Below are 23,145 nucleotides of genomic sequence, written 5' to 3' on the forward strand. Positions count from 1 at the left end.
GCCGTTGTATCGAAAACGTCAATTGTACCAAGAGGATGCCACTTCCCTGCGAGTTTTGAGCAGCCCGCCGGCTGCGGCGATTACAGTGCAGCTTTTTCGGCGGCGGTCAGGCGCTTGGCGGTCACGGTGACGACTTGCATCTTGGCGGTCGACACGGCGACTTTGGCGGCTGGGGCGACCGGTGCGACGCTGGTGTCGGCTGCGGTGGCGAAGGTCGTGGCGGCGGCCAGTACGGTAGCGGCGACGAAGATGATTTCCATGTTTTTAGCGATGTTCATGATGTACTCCTTCAGGTGGTTGGTTTGGCGTTGCTCGCTTGTTGCTTACTAACGCTGCTTGGTATGGTTGTACTGTACCTAAAGGCCCTACGCGTCGCCATCGGGATGCGACGAAGCGTCCGAAACGGCGGCTGAAATGCAAAAAACGGGGGGGAAGCGATGAAATCAGGCGGCGCTGCGCAGCACCACCGGCTGGTCGGCATGCCGGTGCACCAGCTCGCCCAGCGTGGCGATGGCGGCCTGGGTGCGCGGCCCCCAGGGGTTGCCGCAATTGAGGCGCAGATAGTTGCGGAACTTGCCCGTGGCGGAGAACAGCTGCCCCGGCATCAAGGCGACGCCGGCGGCCACGGCGTCGCCATGCAGGGCCAGCGCATCGACCTGCTCCGGCATGCCGACCCAGACCACGAAGCCGCCCTGCGGCTCCGACACCGTGCACTGGTGGGGAAAAGCCTCGCAAATCGCGTCCGACATGCGGGCGATGCGCTGCGACAGCGCGCGCCGCATCTTGCGCAGCTGGTTCTCGTAGGCGCTGCCGGTCAGGAAATCGGCCAGCACGGCCTGGAAGAAATGGCTGGTGGCGCCGCTGGAGATCATCTTCTGCACCACGATATCCTGCGCATAGCGCCCCGCCACCACGTAGCCGACCCGCGAACCAGGGCTGATGGCCTTGGAAAACGACGAGCACAGCATCACATGGCCGCTGGTGTCGTAAGCCTTGACCGGCCACGGCCGCTGCGGCGTAAAGCACAGGTCGCCGTAGACATCGTCCTCGATCAGCGGGATATCGTGCTGCGACAGCAGCTTGGCCAGCCGCTGCTTGTTCGCCTCCGGCATGATGCAGCCCAGCGGATTGTTGGCGTTCGGGATCAGCAGCACGGCCTGCACCAGGCCGGCGTTCATGGCCAGCTCCAGCGCGTCGATCGACGGCCCGGTCTTCGGATGGGTGGGTATCTCCAGCGCCTTCATGCCCAGCGACTCGATCAGTTGCAGCAGCACGAAATAAGTCGCCGATTCGATGGCGATGGTGTCGCCGGCCTTGGCCACGGCGCGCAGGCACAGGCTCAGGGCCTCGGTGCACGAGCCGGTGACGACGATCTCGTTCAACTCCAGATGGCCCCAGTCCAGCGCGCGGCGGGCGATCTGGCGGGCGAACTCCGGATAATTGGTGTCGTAGCAGCTAACCGTGCTCAGCAGGCCCGGATCGCGCCGGGCCACGGCGGCCACGGTTTTCTGCATGCGCTTCATCGGCAGCAGCTCCTGCAGCGGCCAGGCCGAGCCCATCTGCACCAGGCCCGGATCCTCGTTGGCCTTCAGCACCCGCATCAGCAGGTTGTTGATGCCGACATAGGCCGGCTCCTGCAGATGCTCGGTGTGCGTCATCACCGCCGACATGCGCGCGCGGTGGCGCACGTAGTAGCCTGCCTGCGGCTTGGCATCGACCAGGCCGCGGTCCTCCATCAAGCGCAGCGCCTGCATCACCGTGCTGACCGACAGCCGCTTCTGCTGCGCCAGGTGGCGGATCGATGGCAGGCGGTCGCCGGGCGCGAACACGCGGCTGGCGATCAGCCCGCCCAGTTCGTTGGCCAGGTGCTCGTACAGGTTCAGTTGATTGGACATGCTGCGATTGTGCCCCGCTCCCGCTGCGCCGCGACAGGTACAGCGAGTGAAAATTTCGACCATAACAGTTTAGCCAATACCGCACTGTCACGGTGACAATTTCGATTTGTTGCATCTGTTATGGTCGGACGCCGCTGCGTATTCTGGCTGCATGACTCATCACAGCAGGAGGCAGCAATGAAACCGGAATTACTGGCGTTGACACAGGACCAGGCGGAATACCGCCTGACGGCCAACCATCCACTGCGCATCGCCGGCGCGGCGGGCCGCCAGATCGAATGTCTGTCCGGCACCGCCTGGATCACCGCCTATGGGGAATACACCGATTTCATGCTGCGCCAGGGGCAGCGCTTCGAAGTGCCGAACGACGGCCTGATGCTGATCGACGCGGCCGGCGCCGGCACGGTGCACGTACGCCTGCCGGCCGATACTGAAGTGCCGCACGGCTGGGCCGCCTTCCAGCGCAAATTCGCCTCGGCGCTGCAAGGATGGCGGTTGTAGGATTTCTCCTACGCAACTAATCGTGCGCCACGCTATCCCCGGACTATGTACGATGCGTCAACAGTACAGACAACGAGGAGAGACATTTGAAAACCGCATTCCTGAAAATCGGCGCCGTCGGCGCCCTCATGCTGATGGCAGCCGGCTGCTCGACCATGGGCATCGGCGGCGCGGCCAAGGATGAAACGCCGCCGCCGGCCAACCCGGCCTTCGCCACCGAGATGGCGAAGTTCAACGCCCAATTCCCGAACGACAAGGCCAGCAAGTACGAGGATGTGTCGATCAACTTCAACAACACCAACAAGCTGGACGAGCGCGGCAACTGCCACGACAAGTCCAAGTATCCGGTGGTGATCGTGTTGACGCTGGACGCCAGCGGCAAGGTCATCCGCACCACCACCGACGTGGAGAACAGCAAGGCCGCGTGCTTCCGCCAGGCCTACGCCTCGGTGCAGCTGCCGGCGCCGCCGTTCGCGCCCTACCTGAAGCCGATCAAGCTGCGCTGACCGGGTGCGGGATCAGGCCGCCGCGTTCTGCTCGGCGGCCTCGTCGTTGTCGGCAGGCTTCACCAGCCAGTCCAGCACCACCTCATTGAAGCGCTCGGGCTGGCGCAGCATCGGCCAGTGGTCGGTGTCGAAGGCCACCACCTTGCAACCCTCCTTCGCCGCCAGCTTGTCGACCCAGCTGTCGGAGTGGAACATGAAGGGCTTGCGCACGCCGTAGATGAACAGCACCGGCACCTTGGGTGCGAACGGCGTCATCGTGCGGTACGAACCGGCCTCGCCAGCCGCCATGATGTAGTAAGGGAAGTTCATCTTGACGCTGATGAACTCCGGCGGCGAAGGCACTTTCAACATGCGCGCCATCGAGCGCGTCATCATATTGCCGATCGGTCCGCCGATCGCCCAGGCCAGCGCCAGCGTGCCCTGGTAGCCGCTGACCATCATTTTCTGCGACAGGCTGCGCGAGTTCCGCACCGCCTTCGATTGCGCATCGCCGATGTCGACGCCGATGATGGCCGACACCGCCTGCTTGTTGCGCATGTAATACTCGTAGCCGAACATGCAGCCCCAGTCGTGCAGCATCAGGATCACCTTCTGCTTCTGGTTCACGCTGTTGACGATGTAGGAGATGATGCGGATGGTGGCGTCCAGCGAGTAGGCGCGGCGTGGCTTGGTGATGTCGAAGCCCGGCAGCGTGAAGCGTACGCAACGGTAACGATGCTTGAGTTCCTCCACCTGGGCATCCCACACGCGATAGGTGTCGGGCCAGCCGTGGATCATGACGATGGTCTCCGTGCCTTCGCCTTCGCTATAGACTTCGATGCCGTCGACCTTTGTTACCTGCTGCATTTTCTTCCTCTAAGCCGCCTCGCCAAACCTTTATCTTACCTCATCCCCGCGCCCGCAGCACGCGTTCGGCGCCGACGTGGTTGACGGCAAAGCCGTTGCGGCCGGCGGCCTTGACGCCGTACAGCGCCTGGTCGGCGGCGCGCATGATCTCGTCGACCGTCACGGCCGGGCTGGTCGTCAGCGCGATGCCTATGCTGGCCGTCACCGCGCGCTGCGCGCCGCCGCCCAGGAAGGGTTCATGCATGGCGTCGACGATTTTCCGCCCCAGCACATCGATCTCCGTGTTGGTCGCCAGCTGCTCGAACACGATCACGAACTCGTCGCCCGCCAGCCGCGCCACCGTGTCCGTGGTGCGCACCGCGCCCACCAGGCGGCGCGCAAACTCGACCAGCACCTGGTCGCCGGCCGCGTGGCCCAGCGTGTCGTTGATGTCCTTGAAGTGGTCGATGTCGAGGATGGCCAGCCCCACCTGCTGGCCCGAGCGGGCGGCGCGCGCCAGCGCCTTCGGCAGGAAGTCGTCGAACATGCGGCGGTTGTGCAGGCCGGTCAGCACGTCGGTGGTGGCCAGGCGGTGCAGCTCCTGCTCGGCCTGCTCCCGCCGCTGGGACAGCGCGTAGAAGGCCCGGCTCAGGTGGCCGAACTCGTCGGCCCGGTCGATGTCGAACACGGTGATATCGGCGCGGCCGGCGCTGATGTCCTCCACATGGCGGTGCAGCCGGCCCAGCGGCTGCAGCAGTTTCTTGGTGATCGCCCAGCCGAACAGTCCGGCCAGTCCGGTCAGGATGGCCGAGCCGACAAACGCCCGCAAGCGCACGCTGTGCATGGGCGCGAACGCGCTCAGCACCGGATAGGACAGCGCGATGGTCCAGTCCACCTCGCGCAGGTGTTTATGCACCAGCAGCACCGGCTCGCCGTCGTCGAGGATGCCGTCCTCCCAGCCCTCGGGACTGCGCAGCGCGGCTTCAACGATGGTGCCGGGGCCGTCATCGCCCTTCTCCAGGATCAGGCTGCGGTTGGGGTGGTGAATCGTGGTGCCGTTGTCGGTGACGATGAACAGGTAGCCGGCGGAGTTGGAGCGCAGCGCATCGAGCTGCGCCGAAAACGATGGCCGCTGCAGATCGATGGCGCCCAACAGCACGCCGATGATCTTGCCGTCGCCATCTTGCAGCGGCTGCGTCAGCACCACTACCGGCCGGCCCGACAGCACGCTGCGGAACGGAGCGGAGATCACGCCCTCCTTCAGCCTCAGCGTGTCCTGGAAATACTTGCGGTCGGCGATGTTAATGCGCTTGGCATTCCGGTCGCGTAGGCTCGCCACCAGCGTGCCCGAGGCGTCGAAGGCGGAGACGTTGAAGAATTCTTCGCGCAGCGTCTGGTGCGCCTCGACCAGCTCCTGAACCTCGGCGAGCGTCACCTCGCGCCCGCGCATCTGCTCCGTGAGCAAGCGCAGCAGCTGACGTTTATCCTGGATGTCGCTATCGATGAAAGCGGCCGCGCTGGTCAGCAGCGACAGCTCCTGGCGGGCGATCACCTGGCGCAGCTCGGACTCGGCGATCAACAGCGCGATGCCGCCGGCGCCGATGCCCGCCACCAGTACCAGCGCGATCACGAGGGAAGTGATTTTAAACTTGAAGCTTAAAAGCATCCCGAAAAAAGGCCGCATACGAACTCCCGGAGTAGCTATCCCGTCCGATGTGTTGACCCTATCTTACGCCGATTTGCGAGGACGCCACCCCGTTGCCTTGAAACAACAGTATCGAAAGTTTCAGCTCTTGCCGGCGTCTTCGTCCAGCTTGCGCAGGAAGGCCAGCTTGTCGATGACCTTGCTTTCCAGGCCGCGCGGCACGGGCTGGTACCAGCCGGGTTCGCGCATATCGTCGGGGAAGTAGGTTTCGCCGGCCGCGTAGGCGTGCGGCTCGTCGTGGGCGTAGCGGTATTCGTGGCCGTAGCCCAGCTCCTTCATCAGCCTGGTCGGCGCGTTGCGCAGGTGGACCGGCACTTCGCGCGACTTGTCCTTCTTGACGAAAGCCATCGCTTCGTTGAAGGCGTTGTAGCCCGCATTGCTCTTGGCGGCGATGGCCAGGTAGATCACCGCCTGCCCCAAGGCCAGGTCGCCCTCCGGCGAACCGAGGCGCTCGAACGTGGCGGCCGCGTCGTTGGCCAGCTGGATCGCGCGCGGATCGGCCAGGCCGATGTCTTCCCACGCCATCCGCACGATGCGGCGCGACAGGTATTTGGCGTCGGCGCCGCCGTCCAGCATGCGGCACAGCCAGTACAGGGCCGCGTCCGGATTCGAGCCGCGCACGGATTTGTGCAGGGCCGAGATCTGGTCGTAGAAATTGTCGCCCCCCTTGTCGAAGCGGCGCGCGTTCAAGGTCAGCGCGTTCTGGATGAACTCGGGCGTGATCTGGTTGGTCTTGGCGGCGTTGGCGGCCGTGCTGGTCTGCTCCAGCAGATTGAGCAGGCGGCGGCCGTCGCCGTCGGCGTAGCCGATCAGCGTGTCGATGGCGGCATCGTCGAACACCAGGTGCGTCAACACCTTGGCGCGGGCCTTGTCGACCAGCTGGCGCAGCTCGGCCTCGTCGAAGGACTTCAGCACATAGACCTGCGAACGCGACAGCAAGGCCGAGTTGACTTCGAACGAAGGATTCTCGGTGGTCGCGCCGATCAGCGTCACCAGGCCGGACTCGGCGTACGGCAGCAAGGCGTCCTGCTGCGATTTGTTGAAGCGGTGGATCTCGTCGACGAACAGGATGGTGTGCTTGCCCATGTCCAGGTTGTGCTGGGCCTGCTCCATCGCGGCGCGGATATCCTTCACGCCCGAGAACACGGCAGACAGCGCGATGAACTCGCACTCGTAGGCGTTGGCGGTCAGCCGCGCCAGCGTGGTCTTGCCCACGCCCGGCGGGCCCCACAGGATCATCGAATGCGGCTGGCCGGATTCAAACGCCAGGCGCAGCGGCTTGCCCGGCCCCAGCAGATGGCGCTGGCCGATGACGTCGTCCAGCGTCTTGGGCCGCAAGGCTTCGGCCAGCGGCTGGCGCGGTTCGGTGGAAAATAAATCAGCCACGATAGGTCAACCCGTAAAAATGGAAAAACGCCGCAGCGTCGCAGCTGCGGCGTTGGCGCCCGGCTCGGCGGACTTTAATTATTGAATACGTCGGCGCCCTTCGGCATGACGAATTTAAAACTCGTCGCAGTCAGCGCAGGATTTTTTTCGATCTTGCGGAACGACAGCACCGAGGTCTGGCCGAACGAGTCCTTCAGCTCCATCGCTTCCGGCAAGCCGTTGCGCAGGCCGATGGTGATTTGCTCGAAGCTGGTGTCCTTGGCTTTCGGCACGGCCTTCATCCATTCCAGGCCGTCTTTGGTGCCCGCTTCCGTCAGCGTGAAGTTCTTTTCCAGGTCGTTGCTGCCGAACAGGATGGCGGCCGGCGACGAGCCCAGCGCATCGCCCAGCTTCTTCACCGTGACCTGGTTCAAGTCCTTGTCGAAGATGAACAGCTGGTCGCCGTCGGCTTGCAGCACCTGGTCGTAGGGCTTCACGTAAGTCCAGATGAACTTGCCCGGACGGGCGAACACGAAGGTGCCGGTGGCGGTGTTGGATGCCTTGGGCGCTTCGCCGTTGGTGTTCTTGATCTGTTTCTGGGTGAACTCGCCCTTGGCCGACTTGGTCGAAGCCACGAAGGACTTGAACTGCTCCAGCGCGCTCGCCTGCGCGAACGCCACTGCCAGCAGGCCGGCGCCCAGCACCACGATATTCTTGAAACGCATCATACGGTTTATCCTCTTTTATTCTGCACTGGCAGCCGGCACCAGGATGTCGCGGTTGCCGTTCGACTGCATGGCGGAGACCACTCCGCTATTTTCCATTTGTTCCAGCAAGCGCGCCGCGCGGTTGTAGCCGATGCGCAGATGGCGCTGCACCAGCGAGATCGATGCGCGGCGGTTCTTCAACACCACCTGCACCGCCTGGTCGTACATCGGATCGGCCTCGCCGCCCGCCTCGCCCGCCTCGCCGGAAGCACCGCCGCCCTCGCCCTCCAGCGTGCCGCCTTCGAGGATGCCGTCGATGTAGTCCGGTTCGCCGGTGGTCTTCAAATGCTTGACCACGCGGTGCACCTCGTCATCCGACACGAACGCGCCGTGCACCCGCACTGGCAAGCCCGTGCCCGGCGGCATGTACAGCATATCGCCCATGCCGAGCAGCGCTTCCGCCCCCATCTGGTCCAGAATCGTGCGCGAGTCGATCTTCGACGATACCTGGAAGGCGATACGGGTCGGAATGTTGGCCTTGATCAGGCCGGTAATCACGTCCACAGATGGGCGCTGCGTCGCCAGAATCAAGTGCAGGCCGGCCGCACGGGCCTTCTGCGCGATACGGGCGATCAGCTCTTCCACCTTTTTGCCGACGACCATCATCAGGTCGGCCAGCTCGTCGATGATGATGACGATGGTCGGCAGTTTTTCCAGCGGCTCCGGCGAATCCGGCGTCAGGCTGAACGGATTCGGGATGTGCTCTTCCTTCTTCTTCGCCTCGGCGATCTTGGCGTTGTAGCCGGCCAGGTTACGCACACCCAGCTTGGACATCAGCTTGTAGCGGCGCTCCATCTCGTTGACCGCCCAGTTCAGCGCGTGGCCGGCCTGGCGCATGTCGGTCACGACCGGCGCCAGCAGGTGCGGAATGCCTTCGTACACCGACATCTCCAGCATCTTCGGATCGATCAGGATCATGCGGACATCGGCCGGATCGGACTTGTACAGCAGCGACAGGATGGTGGCGTTGATGCCCACCGATTTACCCGAGCCGGTGGTACCCGCGACCAGCAAGTGCGGCATCTTGGCCAGGTCGGCCACCACGGCCTTGCCGGCGATGTCCTTGCCCAGCGCCACGGTCAGCGGCGATGGATTGTCGTTGTAGACCTTGGAACCGACGATCTCGCTCAAACGCACGATCTGGCGCTTGGGATTCGGCAGTTCCAGCGCCATGTAGTTCTTGCCAGGGATGGTCTCGACCACGCGGATCGAAGTCAGCGACAGCGAACGCGCCAGGTCGCGCGCCAGGCCGACGATCTGGCTGCCCTTGACGCCGGTGGCCGGTTCGATTTCGTAACGCGTAACGACCGGGCCCGGATAAGCCGCCACCACCTTGGCTTCGACGCCGAAGTCGGACAGCTTCTTCTCGATCAGGCGGCTGGTGAATTCCAGCGTCTCGATCGACACGGTTTCCTGCACCTCGGCCGCCTCGTCCAGCAGGGACAGCGCCGGCAGGCGGCTGTCGCCATTCAGGTCCTGGAACAGATTGGCCTGGCGCTCCTTCTCCACGCGCTCGGACTTGACCACGGTGACGACCTGCGGCTCGATCTTGACCGGCGGCGCCGCCACCGGATGCTTCTCGACATGCTTGGCGCGCTCGATAACCACCACTTCCTCGCGCTTGACGGCCGCGACCTCGCCCTGGCGGCGGTCTTCGCGGTACTGGTAGCGCTGGATGAACCAGTCGATCACCGTCTCGATGCCGGCGCCGATGCGCTCGGCCAGCGTCAGCCACGAGACGTGGAAGAACAGGCTCAGGCCCAGGCCGAACATCAGCAACAGCAGCAGCGTGGCGCCGGTGAAGCCGAACGCGACGTGGGCCGAATGGCCGATCAACTGCCCCAGCACGCCGCCCGGCGCGCGCGGCAGCTGCACATGCAGCGTGTACATGCGCAGGTATTCCAGCCCCACACTGCCGACAAACAGCAGCAGGAAGCCGATGGTGCGGATGATGGGTTCCTGCGCGTGTTCCGGCTCTGGCTCGCGCGACAGCACGTATTTCTGCGTCAGGCTGCGATAGCCGAGCCAGACAATGCGCAGCACGTAGAACGCCCACCACCAGGCCGAAATGCCGAAGATGTACAGCAGCAGGTCGGACAGCCAGGCGCCAGCCCGCCCGCCCAGATTGTGCACTTTAGGCACCAGCGTTTCATGGGACCAGCCAGGGTCCATCTTGTCGTAGCTGACCAGGATCAGCACGAAATACAGGCCAAGCACGGCCAGCGCCAGCCAGCGCGCCTCCGACAGCAGCCGCACCAGCCGGTTGGGCAAGGGCTGGCGTTCGGTCGGGGTGCGGGTATAGGCGGAAGAACCGGCGGAAGTAGCTTTCGGCATGCGTTCCTGAACTTTTTTACTGCTCATAGGTATAAAGGTGTTGCAATGTTATCGGTCAGGAAATATCCATATATGGCTATTCTAAGGCATCTGGGCTGCAACTGGCCCGACGATTCATCCTGATGCGCCGCTTGAACTATAATCTTGCATTGCCTGCTAATTCAACATACACAGAAGCCATCCCATGACCACTCCTAAACACGCCCGCGTCTTGATCCTTGGTTCCGGCCCCGCCGGTTACAGCGCCGCCATCTATGCCGCCCGCGCCAATCTGAAGCCGATGCTGGTCACCGGCGTCGAACAAGGCGGCCAACTGATGACCACCACCGACGTGGAAAACTGGCCTGCGGACCCGATGGGCGTACAAGGCCCGGACCTGATGCAGCGCTTCCTGCAACACGCGGAACGTTTCAATACCGACATCGTGTTCGACCATATCCACACCGTCAAGCTGCAGGAAAAGCCGATCCGCCTGATCGGCGACAGCCATGAATACACCTGCGACACCCTGATCATCTCGACCGGCGCTTCGGCACAGTACCTGGGCCTGCCGTCGGAACAAGCCTTCATGGGCAAAGGCGTGTCCGCCTGCGCCACCTGCGACGGCTTCTTCTACCGTGGCCAGGAAGTGGCCGTGGTCGGCGGCGGCAACACCGCCGTCGAAGAGGCACTGTACCTGTCCAACATCGCCACCAAAGTGACGCTGATCCACCGCCGCGACAAGTTCCGCGCCGAAGCCATCCTGATCGACCGCCTGAACGCCAAGGTCGCCGAAGGCAAGATCGTCATCAAGTACAACCACACGCTGCAGGAAGTGCTGGGCGACGACAGCGGCGTCACCGGCATCAAGATCGCATCGACCGACGGCGGCGCCGTCACCGACCTGACCGTGCACGGCCTGTTCATCGCCATCGGCCACAAGCCGAACACCGGCATCTTCGAAGGCCAGTTGGAAATGCACAACGGTTACATCAAGACCAAGACCGGCACCGAAGGCATGGCCACCGCGACCAGCGTACCGGGCGTGTTTGCCGCCGGCGACGTGCAGGACCACATCTACCGCCAGGCCATCACCAGCGCCGGCACCGGTTGCATGGCCGCGCTGGACGCCCAGCGCTATCTGGAAGGCCAGGAGTAAATCGTGGGCTTGAAAGACTTCGCCGACCTGAAATCCCTGAGCAAGCAGCTCAAGGAACAGGCTGACACGCGCGCGGCCGCCGAGGCCGAGCGCGTCAAACAGGAAAAGACCCGGGCCGTGGAAGCGAATATCTTCCAGTCCAGCCTGGGCGGCGTGAAGCGCATGCCGGTGTCGGACCGCTACGTGCCGTCGCTGCCGAAGTCGGCCGCCACGACTGCGGCGCCGGCCCGCAAGCTGACCCAGGCCGAGGACGACGCGGCCGTGCTGCGCGAATCGCTGTCCGACCTGTTCGAAGTCGATCACTACCTGGAAGACGATCCGTCGCTGAACTACGCCGCCCCCGGCGTCGGCCCGGATGTGGTGAAAAAGATGCGCAAGGGCCACTGGCCGGTGCAGGATGAGCTGGACCTGCACGGCCTGCGCCGCGACGATGCGCGCGACGCCATCGGCGATTTCCTGCGCAAGTCGGCCATGCGCAACCATCGCTGCGTGTGCGTGATCCACGGCCGCGGCTTCGGCTCCAAGGGCCAGGAGCCGGTGCTCCGCTCGATGGTGCACAGCTGGCTGGTGCAGAAGGAAGAAGTGGTGGCCTTCTGCCAGGCGCGCTCGTCCGAAGGCGGCGAAGGCGCATTGATCGTGTTGCTGCGCGCCGCGCTCAAGCCTGTCCGCTAACGTTCCAATTAAGAAACAATATTACACGTAGTCTGTTTGTCATGTTAACCTACGAACATTGCAACCTTGTTCGTAGCCTACATGAAGCACGTCCCTGTTCCGCACGTTTCCCTGATCACTGTCATCGAGATTGTCGCGATTCTGGTGGGCGCGTTTTCCGGCTTCGTTGAGGCGCGCCGCAAACGCATGGACGTGGTCGGCGTGTTCACGGTGGCCTTCATCACCGCGTTCGGCGGCGGTACGCTGCGCGACATCCTGCTCGACCGACGGCCGCTGTTCTGGGTGCTGCACCAGGAATACGCGATCCTGATCTTCATCCTGGCGCTGGTCGCCGCCCCGCTGATGCGCACCCTGCGCCAGATCCTTTCCGAACGCTTGATCGTGGTGGCCGACGCCATCGGGCTCGGCCTGTTCGCCGTGGCCGGCGTATCGCAGGCGCAGGCGGCGCACATGCCGCTGTTCATCGCCTCGATGATGGGCGTCATCACCGGCATCTTCGGCGGCGTGCTGCGCGACATCGTCTGCAACGAAGTGCCGATGGTCTTCCGCGACGGCAAACCTTACGCCATCTGCGCCTTCTTCGGCTGCTGGATGTACATCGGCCTGCAGTACACCGACGTCTCCGACGACTTCGCGCTGTGGGCCAGCGCCGCCACCATCACCGTGCTGCGGCTGGTGACATGGAAATTCGAACTGCACCTCCACTACCACAAGAACTGATGGCGACCTGTCCGAAGCGCCTGGCTTTGGCAGGCTATTTTCTAAGCGCGGCAGTCGCGACCGCCGCCCCCACCGCGATCGAAGTGCGGGGCAGCCAGCTGCTTGGCCCCGACCAGCAGGACGTGGGCGAAGCCGACTGGCTCGCTCGCCTGAACAACTGGAAGCGCGATCCCAACGGCCAGCACGCCGCATGGCTGGACGCGATGCGCAGCTGGCGCAGCAGCCAGTTGGCCAGGATCGCATACGACGATGTGCAATACCGCCGCCCGGAACTGCGCTGGACCCAGCGCAACTTCGTGCAGCCGCAGGCCATGGTCGAGGACCGCTATCTGTACGACCCGGTTGCCGGCCGCTACACCGTCGAACGCTATCTGAACGATCTCGAACGGCGCTACGGCGGCATCGACAGCGTGCTGCTGTGGCCGGTCTATCCCAACATCGGCATCGACAACCGCAACCAATGGGACATGGTGCGCGACCTGCCCGGCGGCATACCCGGCGTGCGCCAGCTGATCAAGGATTTCCATGCGCGTGGCGTGAAGGTCTTCTTCCCCACCATGCCGTGGGACACGGGCTCGCGCGATCCCGGCCAGCCTCCGCACGAGGCGACGGCGTCGCTGATGGCCGAGATCGGAGCCGACGGCATCAACGGCGACACCATGGATGGCCTGCCCATCGAATACCGCACCGCCTCCGATACCACCGGCCACCCGGTCGCGCTGGAGCCGGAGCTTTCGTTCAAGGACGATGGCATGCTCGCCTACAACCAGCAGAGCTGGGGTTACTGGCCGACGTCGCTGGTGCCGCTGGTCAGCAAATGGAAATGGCTGGAACCGCGCCACATGGTGCACGTGTGCGACCGCTGGGCCACCGACCGCACCAACATCCTGCAGGACGCGTTCTTCAACGGCGTCGGCATCGAGAGCTGGGAAAACGTCTGGGGCTGGTGGAACCAGTTCACTCCGCGCGATGGCGAGGCGATGCGCCGCATCTCCACCATCTACCGCGCCTTCCCCGAGCACCTGGTCAGCGCCGACTGGCGGCCGCATGTGCCGACGCTGCATTACGGCGTCTACGCCAGCGAGTTTCCGCTGGCCGGCAAGACGCTGTGGACCATCATCAATCGCACCGACTGGAGCGTGAGTGAAAGCATCATGCGGGTGCCGCACCAGCCGGGGCAGCGCTACTTCGATGTCTGGAACGGCAAGGAAATCACTGCGCTGGTGCGCGACGGCTACGCCGAGCTGAGCATGCCGTTGGAAGCCCACGGCTATGGCGCCGTGCTGCGCCTCGACCGCGATACATCGGCTGCCGGCCTTGACAGCATAATGAAGCGGCTGGCGCAACAGGCGGCCAAACCGCTGCGCGCCTATTCGAACGAATGGACGCCGCTGCCGCAGAAGATGACACCGATCGCGTCGACCGCGCCTGCCCGCAGTGCGCCCGCCGGCATGATCAAGATACCCGCCGCCACGTTCGACTTCCAGGTGCGCGGCATTGAGATCGAGGGCGAGAACAAGCCGGGGCTGGATGTGCAATATCCATGGGAATCCTCCGCCAGGCGCGGCCATGTGCACCGGCTGGCGATCAAGTCCTTCTACATCGACAAACATCCCGTCACCAATGCGCAGTTCAAACAGTTCATCGTCGCCAGCGCCTACCGCCCGAAGGACGACCACAATTTCCTGAAGCACTGGGAGCATGGCAGCCCCAAAGCCGGCGACGAAGACCGGCCAGTGACCTGGGTGTCGCTGGAAGATGCGCGCGCCTACCTGAAATGGGCCGGCAAGCGTTTGCCGCATGAATGGGAGTGGCAGTACGCGGCACAAGGCAACGACGGCCGGCTCTACCCCTGGGGCAACGAATGGGATGACTCCATGGTCCCGACTCCCGCCAAAAGCCGCGACCTGCCGCCACCCGAGCGCGTAGGCCAGCATCCGAAGGGGGCCAGCCCCTTCGGCGTCGAGGACATGGTCGGCCATATCTGGCAGTGGACCAACGAGTTCTCCGACGAACACACCCGCACAGCGATCCTGCGCGGCGGCAGCTATTACCAGCCGCAAGACTCGTACTGGTACTTCCCGCAAGCCTACAAGCTCAATGAGCACGGCAAGTACCTGCTGATGGCGCCTTCCAAGGACCGCTCCGGCGGCCTGGGGTTCCGAGGCGTAAGAGACGCGCTTTAAATCAAATTAATTTAACAGGACAAACATCGCATGAGCACCATCAGCATTCGCCAGGCCGCACTTTCCGACATCGAGGCCTTATCGGTTTTATTTGACGGCTATCGCCAGTTCTACGGCCGCGACAGCGATGTGGCAGCGGCGAGGAAGTTTCTCGTGGACCGATTCAACCACGGCGAATCGGTATTGTTCATTGCCCACGACGGCGCTGAGCCGGTCGGCTTTACGCAACTGTATCCGAGCTTTTCCAGCGTCTCGCTCGGCCGGATTTACATCCTGAACGACTTGTTCGTCAACGAATTGGGGCGCCGCAAAGGCGTCGGCGCCGGACTGCTGTCGGCAGCGGTCGATTTTGCAAAAGAAGTCGGCGCCATCCGCCTGGCGCTCTCCACCGCCAACGACAACGCCACGGCGCAAGCGCTGTACGAATCCAAAGGCTGGGAGCGTGACGACGACTTCTTCTACATCTACCCTATTCGCTAACGCTGCCCGCTGGCGGCACGCCGTAGCGGTCCGCCTGCACCTTGCCGCTGACGCCGTGCGTGCGCACGTCGGCGGTGATGGGCAGCATGTCCTGGTTCCACTGCTCCCATTGCGACTTCAGCTTCGCGAACACCTCGGGATGGCGCTTGGCCAGGTTGGCGCGCTCGCGCTGGTCCTTGACCACGTCGAACAGGAACTCGTTGCCGCCGATTTTCAGATACTTCCAATTGCCCGAGCGGATGGCGCGCTGCGCATTCGACTTGTAGCGCCATAGCAGCGTGCGCTCCTGCGGCGCGGCCTGACCCAGCAGCTGCGGCAGCAGGTTGCGGCCATCGGTCGGATACGCGGGATCGGGCGCACCGCCGGCCGCCGCCAGCAGGGTCGGCAGCCAGTCCATGCTGATCGCCACCTGCTCCGACACCTGTCCCGCCGCGATCTTGCCCGGCCAGCGCACGATGGCCGGCACGCGGATGCCGCCCTCCAGCAGCTCGGTCTTCTGCCCCGTCAACGGCCAGGTCTTCGAGAAGCGCTCGCCGCCGTTGTCGCTGGTGAAGATGACGATGGTGTTCTCCGCCAGACCCTTGTCCTCCAGCGCCTTCAGCACGCGGCCTATCGACGCATCCAGCGATTCGACCATGCGGCCATACGTGGCCAGGTCGCCGCCGTCGTAGTGGAAGATGTTGTCGATATCGCGCGAGACGGCCTCGTCGCCCGGACCTTCCCACGGCCAGTGCGGCGCCGTGTAATGCAGCGACAGCAGGAAAGGCTTGCCGGCCTGCTGCTTCTGCACGAAGTCCACCGCGCGCGCGCCCAGCAAGTCGGTGTAGTAGCCGATCTGATGCACCGGCACTTCACCCTCGTACAAATCCTCCTTCACCTGCGGGCCGACGCCCGGCTTGTGCGTGAAGTAGTCGATGGCGCCGCCGTAGTTGCCGAAGAAGCTGTCGTAGCCGCTCTTCAGCGGGCCGAAGGTCGGCAGGTAGCCCAAGTGCCACTTGCCGATCAGCGCCGTGCCGTAGCCCTGCTTCTTCAGCAGCGACGGCAGCGTGGGATGCGTGCGCGGCAGGCCCAGCGTGTCGGAAGCGCCGGCGATCGGCTCCTCCAGCCCGCCGCGCAGGCGGTACTGGTAGCGGCCGGTGATCAGCGCGAAGCGCGTGGCCGAGCACACGGCCGAGTTGGCATAAGCCTGCGTGAAGCGTATGCCCTGCCCCGCCAACTTGTCCAGGTTGGGCGTGCGGATATCGGTCTGGCCGTAGACGCCCAGGTCGGCGTGGCCCAGGTCGTCGGCCAGGATGAAGATGATGTTGGGCTGTTCCTTGCCGGCGGCCAGGCCGTTCGGCAGGTAGCCGGCCAGCGCCAGCGCAGGCAGGGATTTCAGGACGCGGCGGCGGTTGTTATTCGTCATTCATGGTCTCCAATCAAAAGTCTGCGCGGGCGGTCACGCCAACCTGGCGAGGCGTTCCGATCACGGCGTTATAGGCACTCGGGCTGGTGTTCCAGGTGCTGGTGTAGTAAGTCTTGTCGAACACATTCTTGGCCCAGACCGAAATATCCCAACGGGCCTGGCCGTTCTTCACTTTCACGCCGGCCGACAGATTGGTCAGGCTGTAGGCCGGGATGCGCGAGTACTCGGAAGCGTCTAGCGTACCGTAAGTGCTGCTGCGATAGGCATAATTCACGTTGGCATAGCCTTCGACGTTGGCCTCCAGCGTGCGCGCATACTGCGCGCTGAGGTTGCCGATCCAGCGCGGCGCATTGACCAGCGCGGCACGGCCCGACAGGTCGCAGGAAGCGCCGGGACGCTCGCTCGGGCACGGCGCGTTCTTGTATTCCTTGTACTTGACGTCGTTGAACGAACCGTTGGCGCCCAGCGTGAAGCCGCGCACCACGACGAAGCTGGTGTCCAGCTCCAGGCCGCGGCTGCGCACGTTGCCTGCGTTGGTCAGGTAGGACGTGGCGCTGACCGGGTCGTAGGCATTGCTCTGATAGCCCTTGACCTCGTTCCAGAACAGGCTGGCGTTGACCTGTGCGCGGCGCTCCAGCAGATTGCTCTTGATGCCCAGCTCCAGGTTGTTGGCCTTCTCGTTGTTGACCTTGAGCGAGGCGATGCCCGCCGCGCCCGGCACCGACAGATTGATGCCGCCCGATTTCTCGCCGTGCGAGATGCTGCCGAAGGCCAGCACGTCGGTATCGACCTTGTAGGCCAGCGTCACCAGCGCCGACGGGCTGAGGTTGTTCAGGTGGACATCGCCCGAGTTGTAAGCGCCGTAGCGGGCGTTGCGCGATGCCTGCGCGGGACCGCTGACGGCGGGGCCTATCGGCGCGTCACGCGTGACCTGGGCGATCTTGTCTTCGTAGGTGGCGCGCAGGCCGCCGGTCAAGTCCCACTTCGGATCGATGTGCCAGATCGACTGGCCGAACAAGGCGTAGCTGTTGACGCGCAAATGGCCGTTGCCGATGCTGGTGACATTGCTCCAAGCGCCGGCCGGCGTGGCGTTGAACTTGTCGGCCAGCGGTCCGTTGTAGGTGAAGTTGACGTTGTCCAGGTTTTGATAATAGTAGTACGCGCCCAGCACCGATTCCACCGGCCGGCCCAGCGGCGTTGCCAGGCGCACTTCCTGCGTGAACTGGCGGTGCCGCGCCGAGGCGCCCACGTTCAGCGTGATCGGCACGTCGAGGCCGTCGTCGTTGTGCGGCGTGAAGTTCCAGAAGCGGTAGGCGCTGATGGAGGTGAATTTGTAGTCGTTGTCCAGCTTCCAGTTGACCTCGCCGGAGACGCCGCCCTGATGCACGTCCACGTGCGAACCGCTGTCCAGGTTCACCGCGCGCTTGGCCGGGTCGGTGATCGGGTGGCCGCCGACAGCGGCGGCTTGCGTCAGGAACTTGCCGCTCGGGCCGGCGCTGTAGAAGATCAGCGTGCCGTTGTTGGAGTCTTCGACGTTGTAGTCGGCGATCACGCGCGCGCTGACTTTGTTGTTCGGCTCCAGCAGCAGCTGGGCGCGCACGCCTTCGCGGTCGCCGCCCTGCACCTTGCTGTTGTTGTAGACGTTGGTGATGTAGCCGCCTTCATGCGTCTTGTAGGCGGAGATGCGGCCGGCCGCCGTGTCCGAGAACGCGCCCGAGATCACGGCCTTGGCCTGCACATAATCTTGCTGGCCGAGCGACAGCTGGGCGCTGTTCTCGCTGCGGAAGGTCGGCTGCTTGGTGGTGATGTTGAGCACGCCGGCGGTGGTGTTCTTGCCGAACAGCGTGCCTTGCGGGCCGCGCAGCAGTTCGAGCTGCTGAATGTCCAGCGCATCGAAGGCGGCCATGCCGGGACGGGCCAGGTAGACGTTGTCCAGATAGACGCCGACGCTGCCTTCCAGCCCGTCGCTGGCCGGGTTGTTGCCGAGGCCACGCACGGCAAAGCTCATCTGGCGGGCGTGGACGTAGTTGACGGTGGTGCTGGGCAGCAGCTGCTGCAAGTCCTGCACGCGGTAGACGCGGTTGCCTTCCAGCGCGCTGCTGTCGAGCACGCTCATCGAGGTCGGCACGCTTTGCGAAGTCTCGTTGCGGCGGCGCGTGGAGACGGTGACGCGGGCCACCACTTCCAGCGAGGCATCGGCAGCGGCGGCGGTCGTCGCGGCCGGGTCGGCTGCGCCCTCGGCGGCTGTTTCGGCCACCGCTTCAGCAGCGGCGCCGGAGATTGCCGACACGCCCAAGGCGGCGGCGTTCTGCGCCTGCACCGGCGCGGCGGCGACCAGCAGGAGTCCGTATGCCGCGGCGACGGCGGCGGCCAGTTTATTCTGTTGCATAGCATCTTCCATTCAAATAAGCGGGCGTGAACCGCCCCGCACGCCGGCATGAAGGCCGGCGCGTTCTGTTGTTGTAGGTATGTGATGGCGCTGCCGCGATCGGCAGCGCGGGGGCGTGTTCGCGCTTAGTTCGTGGCTACGCGGAACTTGCCTGGCTCCGGCGGCGTGACCGCTTTTTCGGAACGCGGAGTGCCTTCCGGCACCCAGTTGTATGGCACCGGTTGGGCGCGGTACAACCAATTACTCAACACCGGCTTGCCCGCGCCGGCTACCGGCGTCGGCGCGAAGTACGGGCTGACATATTCCCAGGCGATATCGCCCTTGCTCGTCACCTGGAAGATGCGGCCGTTCATGCCTTCATCGATCAGCGTGTTCCCGTTCGGCAGGCGGCGCGCGCTGCTGATGAAGGAGCTGTAGAAACTCCACTCCGGCGCGTTCGAATCGCCGCCCGTGTATTCCCACACGATCTGCTTGGTGATCGGGTCGATCTCCAGCACACGCGAACGCGGCTGCACGCCGACGCTGACGCGCGGATAGCCCGCCTCGCCCTGGTTGTCGAACACCAGGATGTGACCTGCCCCCGGCAAGCCCGGCTCGATCAGATGCGCGTCATGCTGGCCGACGATCTGATCCACCGGGCGCGGCAGCACACGCGGGCCGCGCACCTGCGCCGGATAGTCCGGCCCCAGCGACCACACCACCTTGCCGGTCTGCTTGTCGAGGATGACGATGAAGTTGGCCTCGCGTGAATCGATCAGGATGTTCTCGGGATTGAAGCGCTGGTCGCCCGCGTCGAACCAGCGGTTCGGGCCGAGCACCGACATGTTATTGACGTGCAGGTAATCGAACGGCGCAGCCTTGCCGCGTGGCGAGTAGCCGTTCTTCACCAGCTTCAGCGATTCCGGCTTGAAGCCGAACTCGTTCAAATGATCGGACGCCACCCACTTCCAGACGATGTCGCCGCCCGGCGTGACCTCGTAGATCACGTCATCGAGCACCTGCGGCGCGGCGAAGCCCGCTACCGGATGCACGAGGTTGGCCAGCACCAGCGTATTGCCGTTCGGCAGACGGCGCCAGTCGTGGTGCTGCTTGGCGCTGCCGCCCGGCACTTGCGAGGACGCCTTGCCTTCTACCGGCGCCGCATACGCATCCTGCGCGCCACCTGCCGCGCCCCATTGCCAGATCACTTGGCTGTTCCAGTCCAGCTCACCGATGGCCTGGTTGCGCAGGCCGTTGCCCTCGTTCGAGGTGCCGGTGGTGCTGGCCAGCTGCACCAGCACGTGGCCGCGCTTGCCGCCGGTCAGGGCCGGGTCCAGCAGCACCGGCGGGAAGCCCTCGGCATTCCAGCGATGCACCTCGTTGCCGTTCATGTCGATCAGATGGGTGTTCTTGTCCTGGCCGCTGAAGATCACGTAGCTGTTGTACGCGGTGGCGGTGTCGTAGCGGGTGACGCCGGTAGGATAGACGCTAGGCGCGGCGCCCAGGTTGGCTGCGACGGACAGCAGCGACAGTGCAGCAAGTGTACGAGTGCGAGTGGTCATGACACGAGTTCCCAGTGAGTGGACAGTGTGTCTATATTACTAATCCACGTAGAAAACTCGAACTAATATAACCAAACATCGTTATACAAAAAATGCCGGATTAACCGGCATTCCTTGATATGACAGCAAAGGCGAAATTACACAGCGTCGGCGCCGGTTTCACCGGTGCGGATGCGGATCACCTGCTCGACGTTCTGCACGAAGATCTTGCCGTCGCCGATCTTGCCGGTGCGGGCGGCCTTGATGATGGCGTCCACCACCTGCTCGGCCACGCCGTCGTCGACCACGACTTCGACTTTTACTTTCGGCAGGAAGTCGACCACGTACTCGGCGCCACGATACAGTTCGGTGTGGCCCTTCTGGCGGCCGAAGCCTTTGACTTCGGTAACGGTCAGGCCGGTGACATTCACTTCGGCCAGTGCTTCGCGCACCTCGTCCAGTTTGAACGGCTTGATCACAGCGGTAATCTGTTTCATGACTTCTCCTTATTTTGTTTAAATCGAAAATCTGTAGCCGGGCGAGCCGCGAGCCTTGGTTCTATTGTAATCGACACGCACACGCTGTCCATCAACGTATGCGAATACCGGTCAATTCCTTTCATCCTGCACCGGAATGGAGCGCAATTCCTCCAGCCATACAACGCTTTGCGCATCGCTCGGCGCGCGCCAGTCGCCGCGCGGCGACAGCGAACCGCCGCTGCCCACCTTTGGTGCGTTCGGCACGCAGCTGCGTTTGAACTGGCTGGTGCGGAAGAAGCGGTCCAGGAAGATGCCCAGGTTGTGCTTGATCGCGCCCAGGCTGTACTGGTTGCGCGCGACGTGGTCGCCATCCGGCCAGCGGCCCTGCTCCTTGTCGTGCCATGCGGTCAGCGACAGGAACGCCACCTTGGATGGGCGGAAGCCGAAGCGCAGCACGTAGTACAGATTGAAATCCTGCAGCTCGTATGGGCCGATGGTGCTTTCGGTACGCTGCTCCGGCTGGCCGTCCGCCGTGCCAGGCACCAGCTCGGGGCTGATCTCGGTGCCCAGGATGTCGAGCAGTACCTGCGCGTCGTTGCGGCCGATCACGCCGGACTCGGCGACCCAGCGCACCAGGTGCGAGATCAGCGTCTTCGGCACGCTGGCGTTGACGTTGTAGTGCGACATGTGGTCGCCCACGCCGTAGGTGCACCAGCCCAGCGCCAGCTCGCTCAGGTCGCCGGTGCCGCAGACGATGGCATTGTGGTGGTTCGCCAAACGGAACAGGTGGTTGGTGCGCTCGCCGGCCTGCACGTTTTCAAACGTGATGTCGTACTGCGCCTGCCCTTCCGAATATGGATGGTTCAAGTCCTTCAGCATCTGGATGCAGCTTGGGCGGATGTCGATTTCCTGCGCCGAGCAGCCGACCAGCTTCATCAGCGCATGCGCCTGCGTCAGCGTGCGTTCGCTGGTGGCGAAGCCGGGCATGGTGTAGGCCAGGATGTTGGTGCGCGGCAGTTTCAGCTTGTCCATCACGCGCGCGCAGACCAGCAGCGCGTGCGTCGAATCGAGGCCGCCGGAAATGCCGATGACGATCTTCTTGATATTGCTGGAGGTCAGACGCTGCGCCAGCGCCTGCACCTGGATGTTGTAGACCTCGTTGCAGCGCTCGTCGCGCCGGCGCGCGTCGGACGGCACATACGGGAAGCGTTCGATGCAGCGCTTCAGCGCCAGCGGCTCTTCGCGGCCGATCTCCAGCTCGAAGAACACGGTGCGGAATTTGTTGACCTCGGCCGCGTGGCGCTGCACCGATTGCGCGAAGGTGTTCATGCGCATGCGTTCGCGCGACAGGCGCTCCAGGTCGATGTCGGCGAAGGTCAGCGTGGCTTCGTCGGCGAAGCGCTTCGATTCGGCCAGCAGCTCGCCGTTCTCGCAGATCACGCCCTGCCCGTCCCAGGCCAGGTCGGTGGTCGATTCGCCGCTGCCGGCCGAGGTGTACAGATAGGCCGAGATGCAGCGCGCCGATTGCTGCGACACCAGCTGATTGCGGTAGCCGGCCTTGCCCACCAGCGCGTTCGACGCCGACAGGTTGACCAGCACGGTGGCGCCGGCCAGCGCCGCGAACGACGACGGCGGGATCGGCACCCACACGTCTTCGCAGATCTCGACGTGGAATTTGAACAGCGGCATGTCGGCCACTTCGAACAGCAGGCCGGAGCCGAACTGTACGCGCTCGCCCAGCAGGTCGATCTCGGTGGCGACGGCGTAGTCGCCGCTGCTGAACTGGCGGGCGTCGTAGAACTCGCCATAGTTGGGCAGGTAGCTCTTCGGCACCACGCCCTGGATCTGGCCGTTGGCGATCACCACCGCGCAGTTGTACAGCTGATGCTCGACCCGCAGCGGCACGCCGACCACCAGCGCCAGCTTCCATTGCACCGAAGCGGCGACGATGCTGTCGAGCGCGTCGAGGCAGCCGTCGAGCAAGGCGCGCTGGTGGAACAGGTCGTCGCAGGTGTAGGCCGACAGGCCCAGCTCGGGGAAAGCCACCAGCGCCGCGCCTTGTGCGGCGGCCTGTTCGGCCAGGGCGATGGTCTGGGCGGCGTTGTAGGCGGGGTCGGCGATCCGGCAGACCGGCGCCGCAATGGCGACGCGGGCGAAATCGTGCGTGTACAGATTCAGGAAATTCGAGGTCATGTGTAGTCTTTCACGGGCACATCGGATAGACAAAATCGAATTATCGCACGGGGACAGCCGCGCCG

19 protein-coding genes are annotated in these 23,145 nt (G+C 64.1%); 7 read left to right on the forward strand and 12 right to left on the reverse strand.

Annotated elements, in window-relative coordinates:
• Positions 1–80: 80 nt before the first annotated feature.
• Complete coding sequence (locus GEV01_RS20760) at positions 81–278, reverse strand: hypothetical protein (RefSeq protein ID WP_116989644.1); 198 nt, start codon at positions 276–278, stop codon at positions 81–83.
• Between the two features lie 165 nt (positions 279–443).
• Entirely contained in the window at positions 444–1,895 is a 1,452-nt protein-coding gene (locus GEV01_RS20765; RefSeq protein ID WP_152807429.1) for an aminotransferase-like domain-containing protein, read from the reverse strand.
• A 177-nt stretch (positions 1,896–2,072) separates the two neighbouring features.
• Between GEV01_RS20765 and GEV01_RS20770 the strand changes: the two genes are divergently transcribed.
• The gene (locus tag GEV01_RS20770; RefSeq protein ID WP_152807430.1) at positions 2,073–2,396 is read left to right on the forward strand and encodes a DUF2917 domain-containing protein; all 324 of its coding nucleotides are present in this window, start codon (positions 2,073–2,075) and stop codon (positions 2,394–2,396) included.
• An 86-nt stretch (positions 2,397–2,482) separates the two neighbouring features.
• Positions 2,483–2,902, forward strand: a complete 420-nt coding sequence (locus GEV01_RS20775) for a hypothetical protein (protein ID WP_152807431.1) — start codon at positions 2,483–2,485, stop codon at positions 2,900–2,902.
• 12 nt (positions 2,903–2,914) lie between these two features.
• On the opposite strand, the gene GEV01_RS20780 is transcribed toward GEV01_RS20775, so the two are convergent.
• From GEV01_RS20780 to GEV01_RS20800, 5 genes are all read right to left on the reverse strand, one after another.
• The gene (locus tag GEV01_RS20780; RefSeq protein WP_152807432.1) at positions 2,915–3,748 is read right to left on the reverse strand and encodes an alpha/beta fold hydrolase; all 834 of its coding nucleotides are present in this window, start codon (positions 3,746–3,748) and stop codon (positions 2,915–2,917) included.
• A 40-nt stretch (positions 3,749–3,788) separates the two neighbouring features.
• Positions 3,789–5,357, reverse strand: a complete 1,569-nt coding sequence (locus tag GEV01_RS20785; RefSeq protein WP_328595575.1) for a diguanylate cyclase domain-containing protein — start codon at positions 5,355–5,357, stop codon at positions 3,789–3,791.
• A 156-nt stretch (positions 5,358–5,513) separates the two neighbouring features.
• The gene (locus GEV01_RS20790; protein ID WP_328595576.1) at positions 5,514–6,818 is read right to left on the reverse strand and encodes a replication-associated recombination protein A; all 1,305 of its coding nucleotides are present in this window, start codon (positions 6,816–6,818) and stop codon (positions 5,514–5,516) included.
• Between the two features lie 74 nt (positions 6,819–6,892).
• Positions 6,893–7,525: an outer membrane lipoprotein chaperone LolA gene (gene lolA, locus GEV01_RS20795; RefSeq protein ID WP_152807434.1), complete on the reverse strand. Its 633-nt coding sequence runs from the start codon at positions 7,523–7,525 to the stop codon at positions 6,893–6,895.
• A 15-nt stretch (positions 7,526–7,540) separates the two neighbouring features.
• Positions 7,541–9,898, reverse strand: a complete 2,358-nt coding sequence (locus tag GEV01_RS20800) for a DNA translocase FtsK (RefSeq protein WP_152807435.1) — start codon at positions 9,896–9,898, stop codon at positions 7,541–7,543.
• Between the two features lie 184 nt (positions 9,899–10,082).
• Here GEV01_RS20800 and trxB point away from each other — a divergent pair, with 184 nt between their 5' ends.
• From trxB to GEV01_RS20825, 5 genes are all read left to right on the forward strand, one after another.
• Entirely contained in the window at positions 10,083–11,036 is a 954-nt protein-coding gene (gene trxB / locus GEV01_RS20805) for a thioredoxin-disulfide reductase (protein ID WP_152807436.1), read from the forward strand.
• A gap of 3 nt (positions 11,037–11,039) precedes the next feature.
• Positions 11,040–11,708 (forward strand): Smr/MutS family protein, encoded by a 669-nt coding sequence (locus GEV01_RS20810; protein WP_328595577.1) that lies wholly within the window; start codon positions 11,040–11,042, stop codon positions 11,706–11,708.
• 81 nt (positions 11,709–11,789) lie between these two features.
• Positions 11,790–12,428 (forward strand): trimeric intracellular cation channel family protein, encoded by a 639-nt coding sequence (locus GEV01_RS20815; RefSeq protein WP_152807437.1) that lies wholly within the window; start codon positions 11,790–11,792, stop codon positions 12,426–12,428.
• Positions 12,428–14,614: a formylglycine-generating enzyme family protein gene (locus GEV01_RS20820; RefSeq protein WP_152807438.1), complete on the forward strand. Its 2,187-nt coding sequence runs from the start codon at positions 12,428–12,430 to the stop codon at positions 14,612–14,614. Before GEV01_RS20815 ends, GEV01_RS20820 begins: the two co-directional genes overlap by 1 nt.
• A gap of 30 nt (positions 14,615–14,644) precedes the next feature.
• A complete protein-coding gene (locus GEV01_RS20825) occupies positions 14,645–15,094 on the forward strand; it encodes a GNAT family N-acetyltransferase (protein ID WP_152807439.1) in 450 nt (149 codons plus the stop codon).
• On the opposite strand, the gene GEV01_RS20830 is transcribed toward GEV01_RS20825, so the two are convergent.
• The 5 genes from GEV01_RS20830 to GEV01_RS20850 form a co-directional block, all read right to left on the reverse strand.
• On the reverse strand, positions 15,084–16,499 hold the full coding sequence (locus tag GEV01_RS20830) for a sulfatase family protein (protein ID WP_235914464.1): 1,416 nt from the start codon (positions 16,497–16,499) through the stop codon (positions 15,084–15,086). The genes GEV01_RS20825 and GEV01_RS20830 overlap by 11 nt on opposite strands.
• Positions 16,500–16,512: 13 nt before the next feature.
• Positions 16,513–18,888 (reverse strand): TonB-dependent receptor, encoded by a 2,376-nt coding sequence (locus GEV01_RS20835; RefSeq protein ID WP_152807440.1) that lies wholly within the window; start codon positions 18,886–18,888, stop codon positions 16,513–16,515.
• A 125-nt stretch (positions 18,889–19,013) separates the two neighbouring features.
• The gene (locus GEV01_RS20840; RefSeq protein ID WP_152807441.1) at positions 19,014–20,429 is read right to left on the reverse strand and encodes an aryl-sulfate sulfotransferase; all 1,416 of its coding nucleotides are present in this window, start codon (positions 20,427–20,429) and stop codon (positions 19,014–19,016) included.
• Positions 20,430–20,566: 137 nt separating this feature from the next.
• Positions 20,567–20,905 (reverse strand): P-II family nitrogen regulator, encoded by a 339-nt coding sequence (locus GEV01_RS20845; RefSeq protein ID WP_008447011.1) that lies wholly within the window; start codon positions 20,903–20,905, stop codon positions 20,567–20,569.
• A gap of 111 nt (positions 20,906–21,016) precedes the next feature.
• A complete protein-coding gene (locus GEV01_RS20850) occupies positions 21,017–23,080 on the reverse strand; it encodes an NAD(+) synthase (RefSeq protein ID WP_152807442.1) in 2,064 nt (687 codons plus the stop codon).
• Positions 23,081–23,145 lie beyond the last annotated feature (65 nt).

It is taken from the genome of Rugamonas rivuli, from assembly GCF_009380165.1.
Lineage (GTDB): Bacteria > Pseudomonadota > Gammaproteobacteria > Burkholderiales > Burkholderiaceae_D > Rugamonas > Rugamonas rivuli.

What these genes read in the sequence shown, in the direction of transcription:
- GEV01_RS20760 (WP_116989644.1), bottom strand. Translation starts at nt 278, where the DNA reads ATGAACATCGCTAAAAACATGGAAATCATCTTCGTCGCCGCTACCGTA.
- GEV01_RS20765 (WP_152807429.1), bottom strand. Translation starts at nt 1,895, where the DNA reads ATGTCCAATCAACTGAACCTGTACGAGCACCTGGCCAACGAACTGGGC.
- GEV01_RS20770 (WP_152807430.1), top strand. Translation starts at nt 2,073, where the DNA reads ATGAAACCGGAATTACTGGCGTTGACACAGGACCAGGCGGAATACCGC.
- GEV01_RS20780 (WP_152807432.1), bottom strand. Translation starts at nt 3,748, where the DNA reads ATGCAGCAGGTAACAAAGGTCGACGGCATCGAAGTCTATAGCGAAGGC.
- lolA (WP_152807434.1), bottom strand. Translation starts at nt 7,525, where the DNA reads ATGATGCGTTTCAAGAATATCGTGGTGCTGGGCGCCGGCCTGCTGGCA.
- GEV01_RS20800 (WP_152807435.1), bottom strand. Translation starts at nt 9,898, where the DNA reads ATGCCGAAAGCTACTTCCGCCGGTTCTTCCGCCTATACCCGCACCCCG.
- trxB (WP_152807436.1), top strand. Translation starts at nt 10,083, where the DNA reads ATGACCACTCCTAAACACGCCCGCGTCTTGATCCTTGGTTCCGGCCCC.
- GEV01_RS20815 (WP_152807437.1), top strand. Translation starts at nt 11,790, where the DNA reads ATGAAGCACGTCCCTGTTCCGCACGTTTCCCTGATCACTGTCATCGAG.
- GEV01_RS20820 (WP_152807438.1), top strand. Translation starts at nt 12,428, where the DNA reads ATGGCGACCTGTCCGAAGCGCCTGGCTTTGGCAGGCTATTTTCTAAGC.
- GEV01_RS20825 (WP_152807439.1), top strand. Translation starts at nt 14,645, where the DNA reads ATGAGCACCATCAGCATTCGCCAGGCCGCACTTTCCGACATCGAGGCC.
- GEV01_RS20830 (WP_235914464.1), bottom strand. Translation starts at nt 16,499, where the DNA reads ATGACGAATAACAACCGCCGCCGCGTCCTGAAATCCCTGCCTGCGCTG.
- GEV01_RS20835 (WP_152807440.1), bottom strand. Translation starts at nt 18,888, where the DNA reads ATGCAACAGAATAAACTGGCCGCCGCCGTCGCCGCGGCATACGGACTC.
- GEV01_RS20840 (WP_152807441.1), bottom strand. Translation starts at nt 20,429, where the DNA reads ATGACCACTCGCACTCGTACACTTGCTGCACTGTCGCTGCTGTCCGTC.
- GEV01_RS20845 (WP_008447011.1), bottom strand. Translation starts at nt 20,905, where the DNA reads ATGAAACAGATTACCGCTGTGATCAAGCCGTTCAAACTGGACGAGGTG.
- GEV01_RS20850 (WP_152807442.1), bottom strand. Translation starts at nt 23,080, where the DNA reads ATGACCTCGAATTTCCTGAATCTGTACACGCACGATTTCGCCCGCGTC.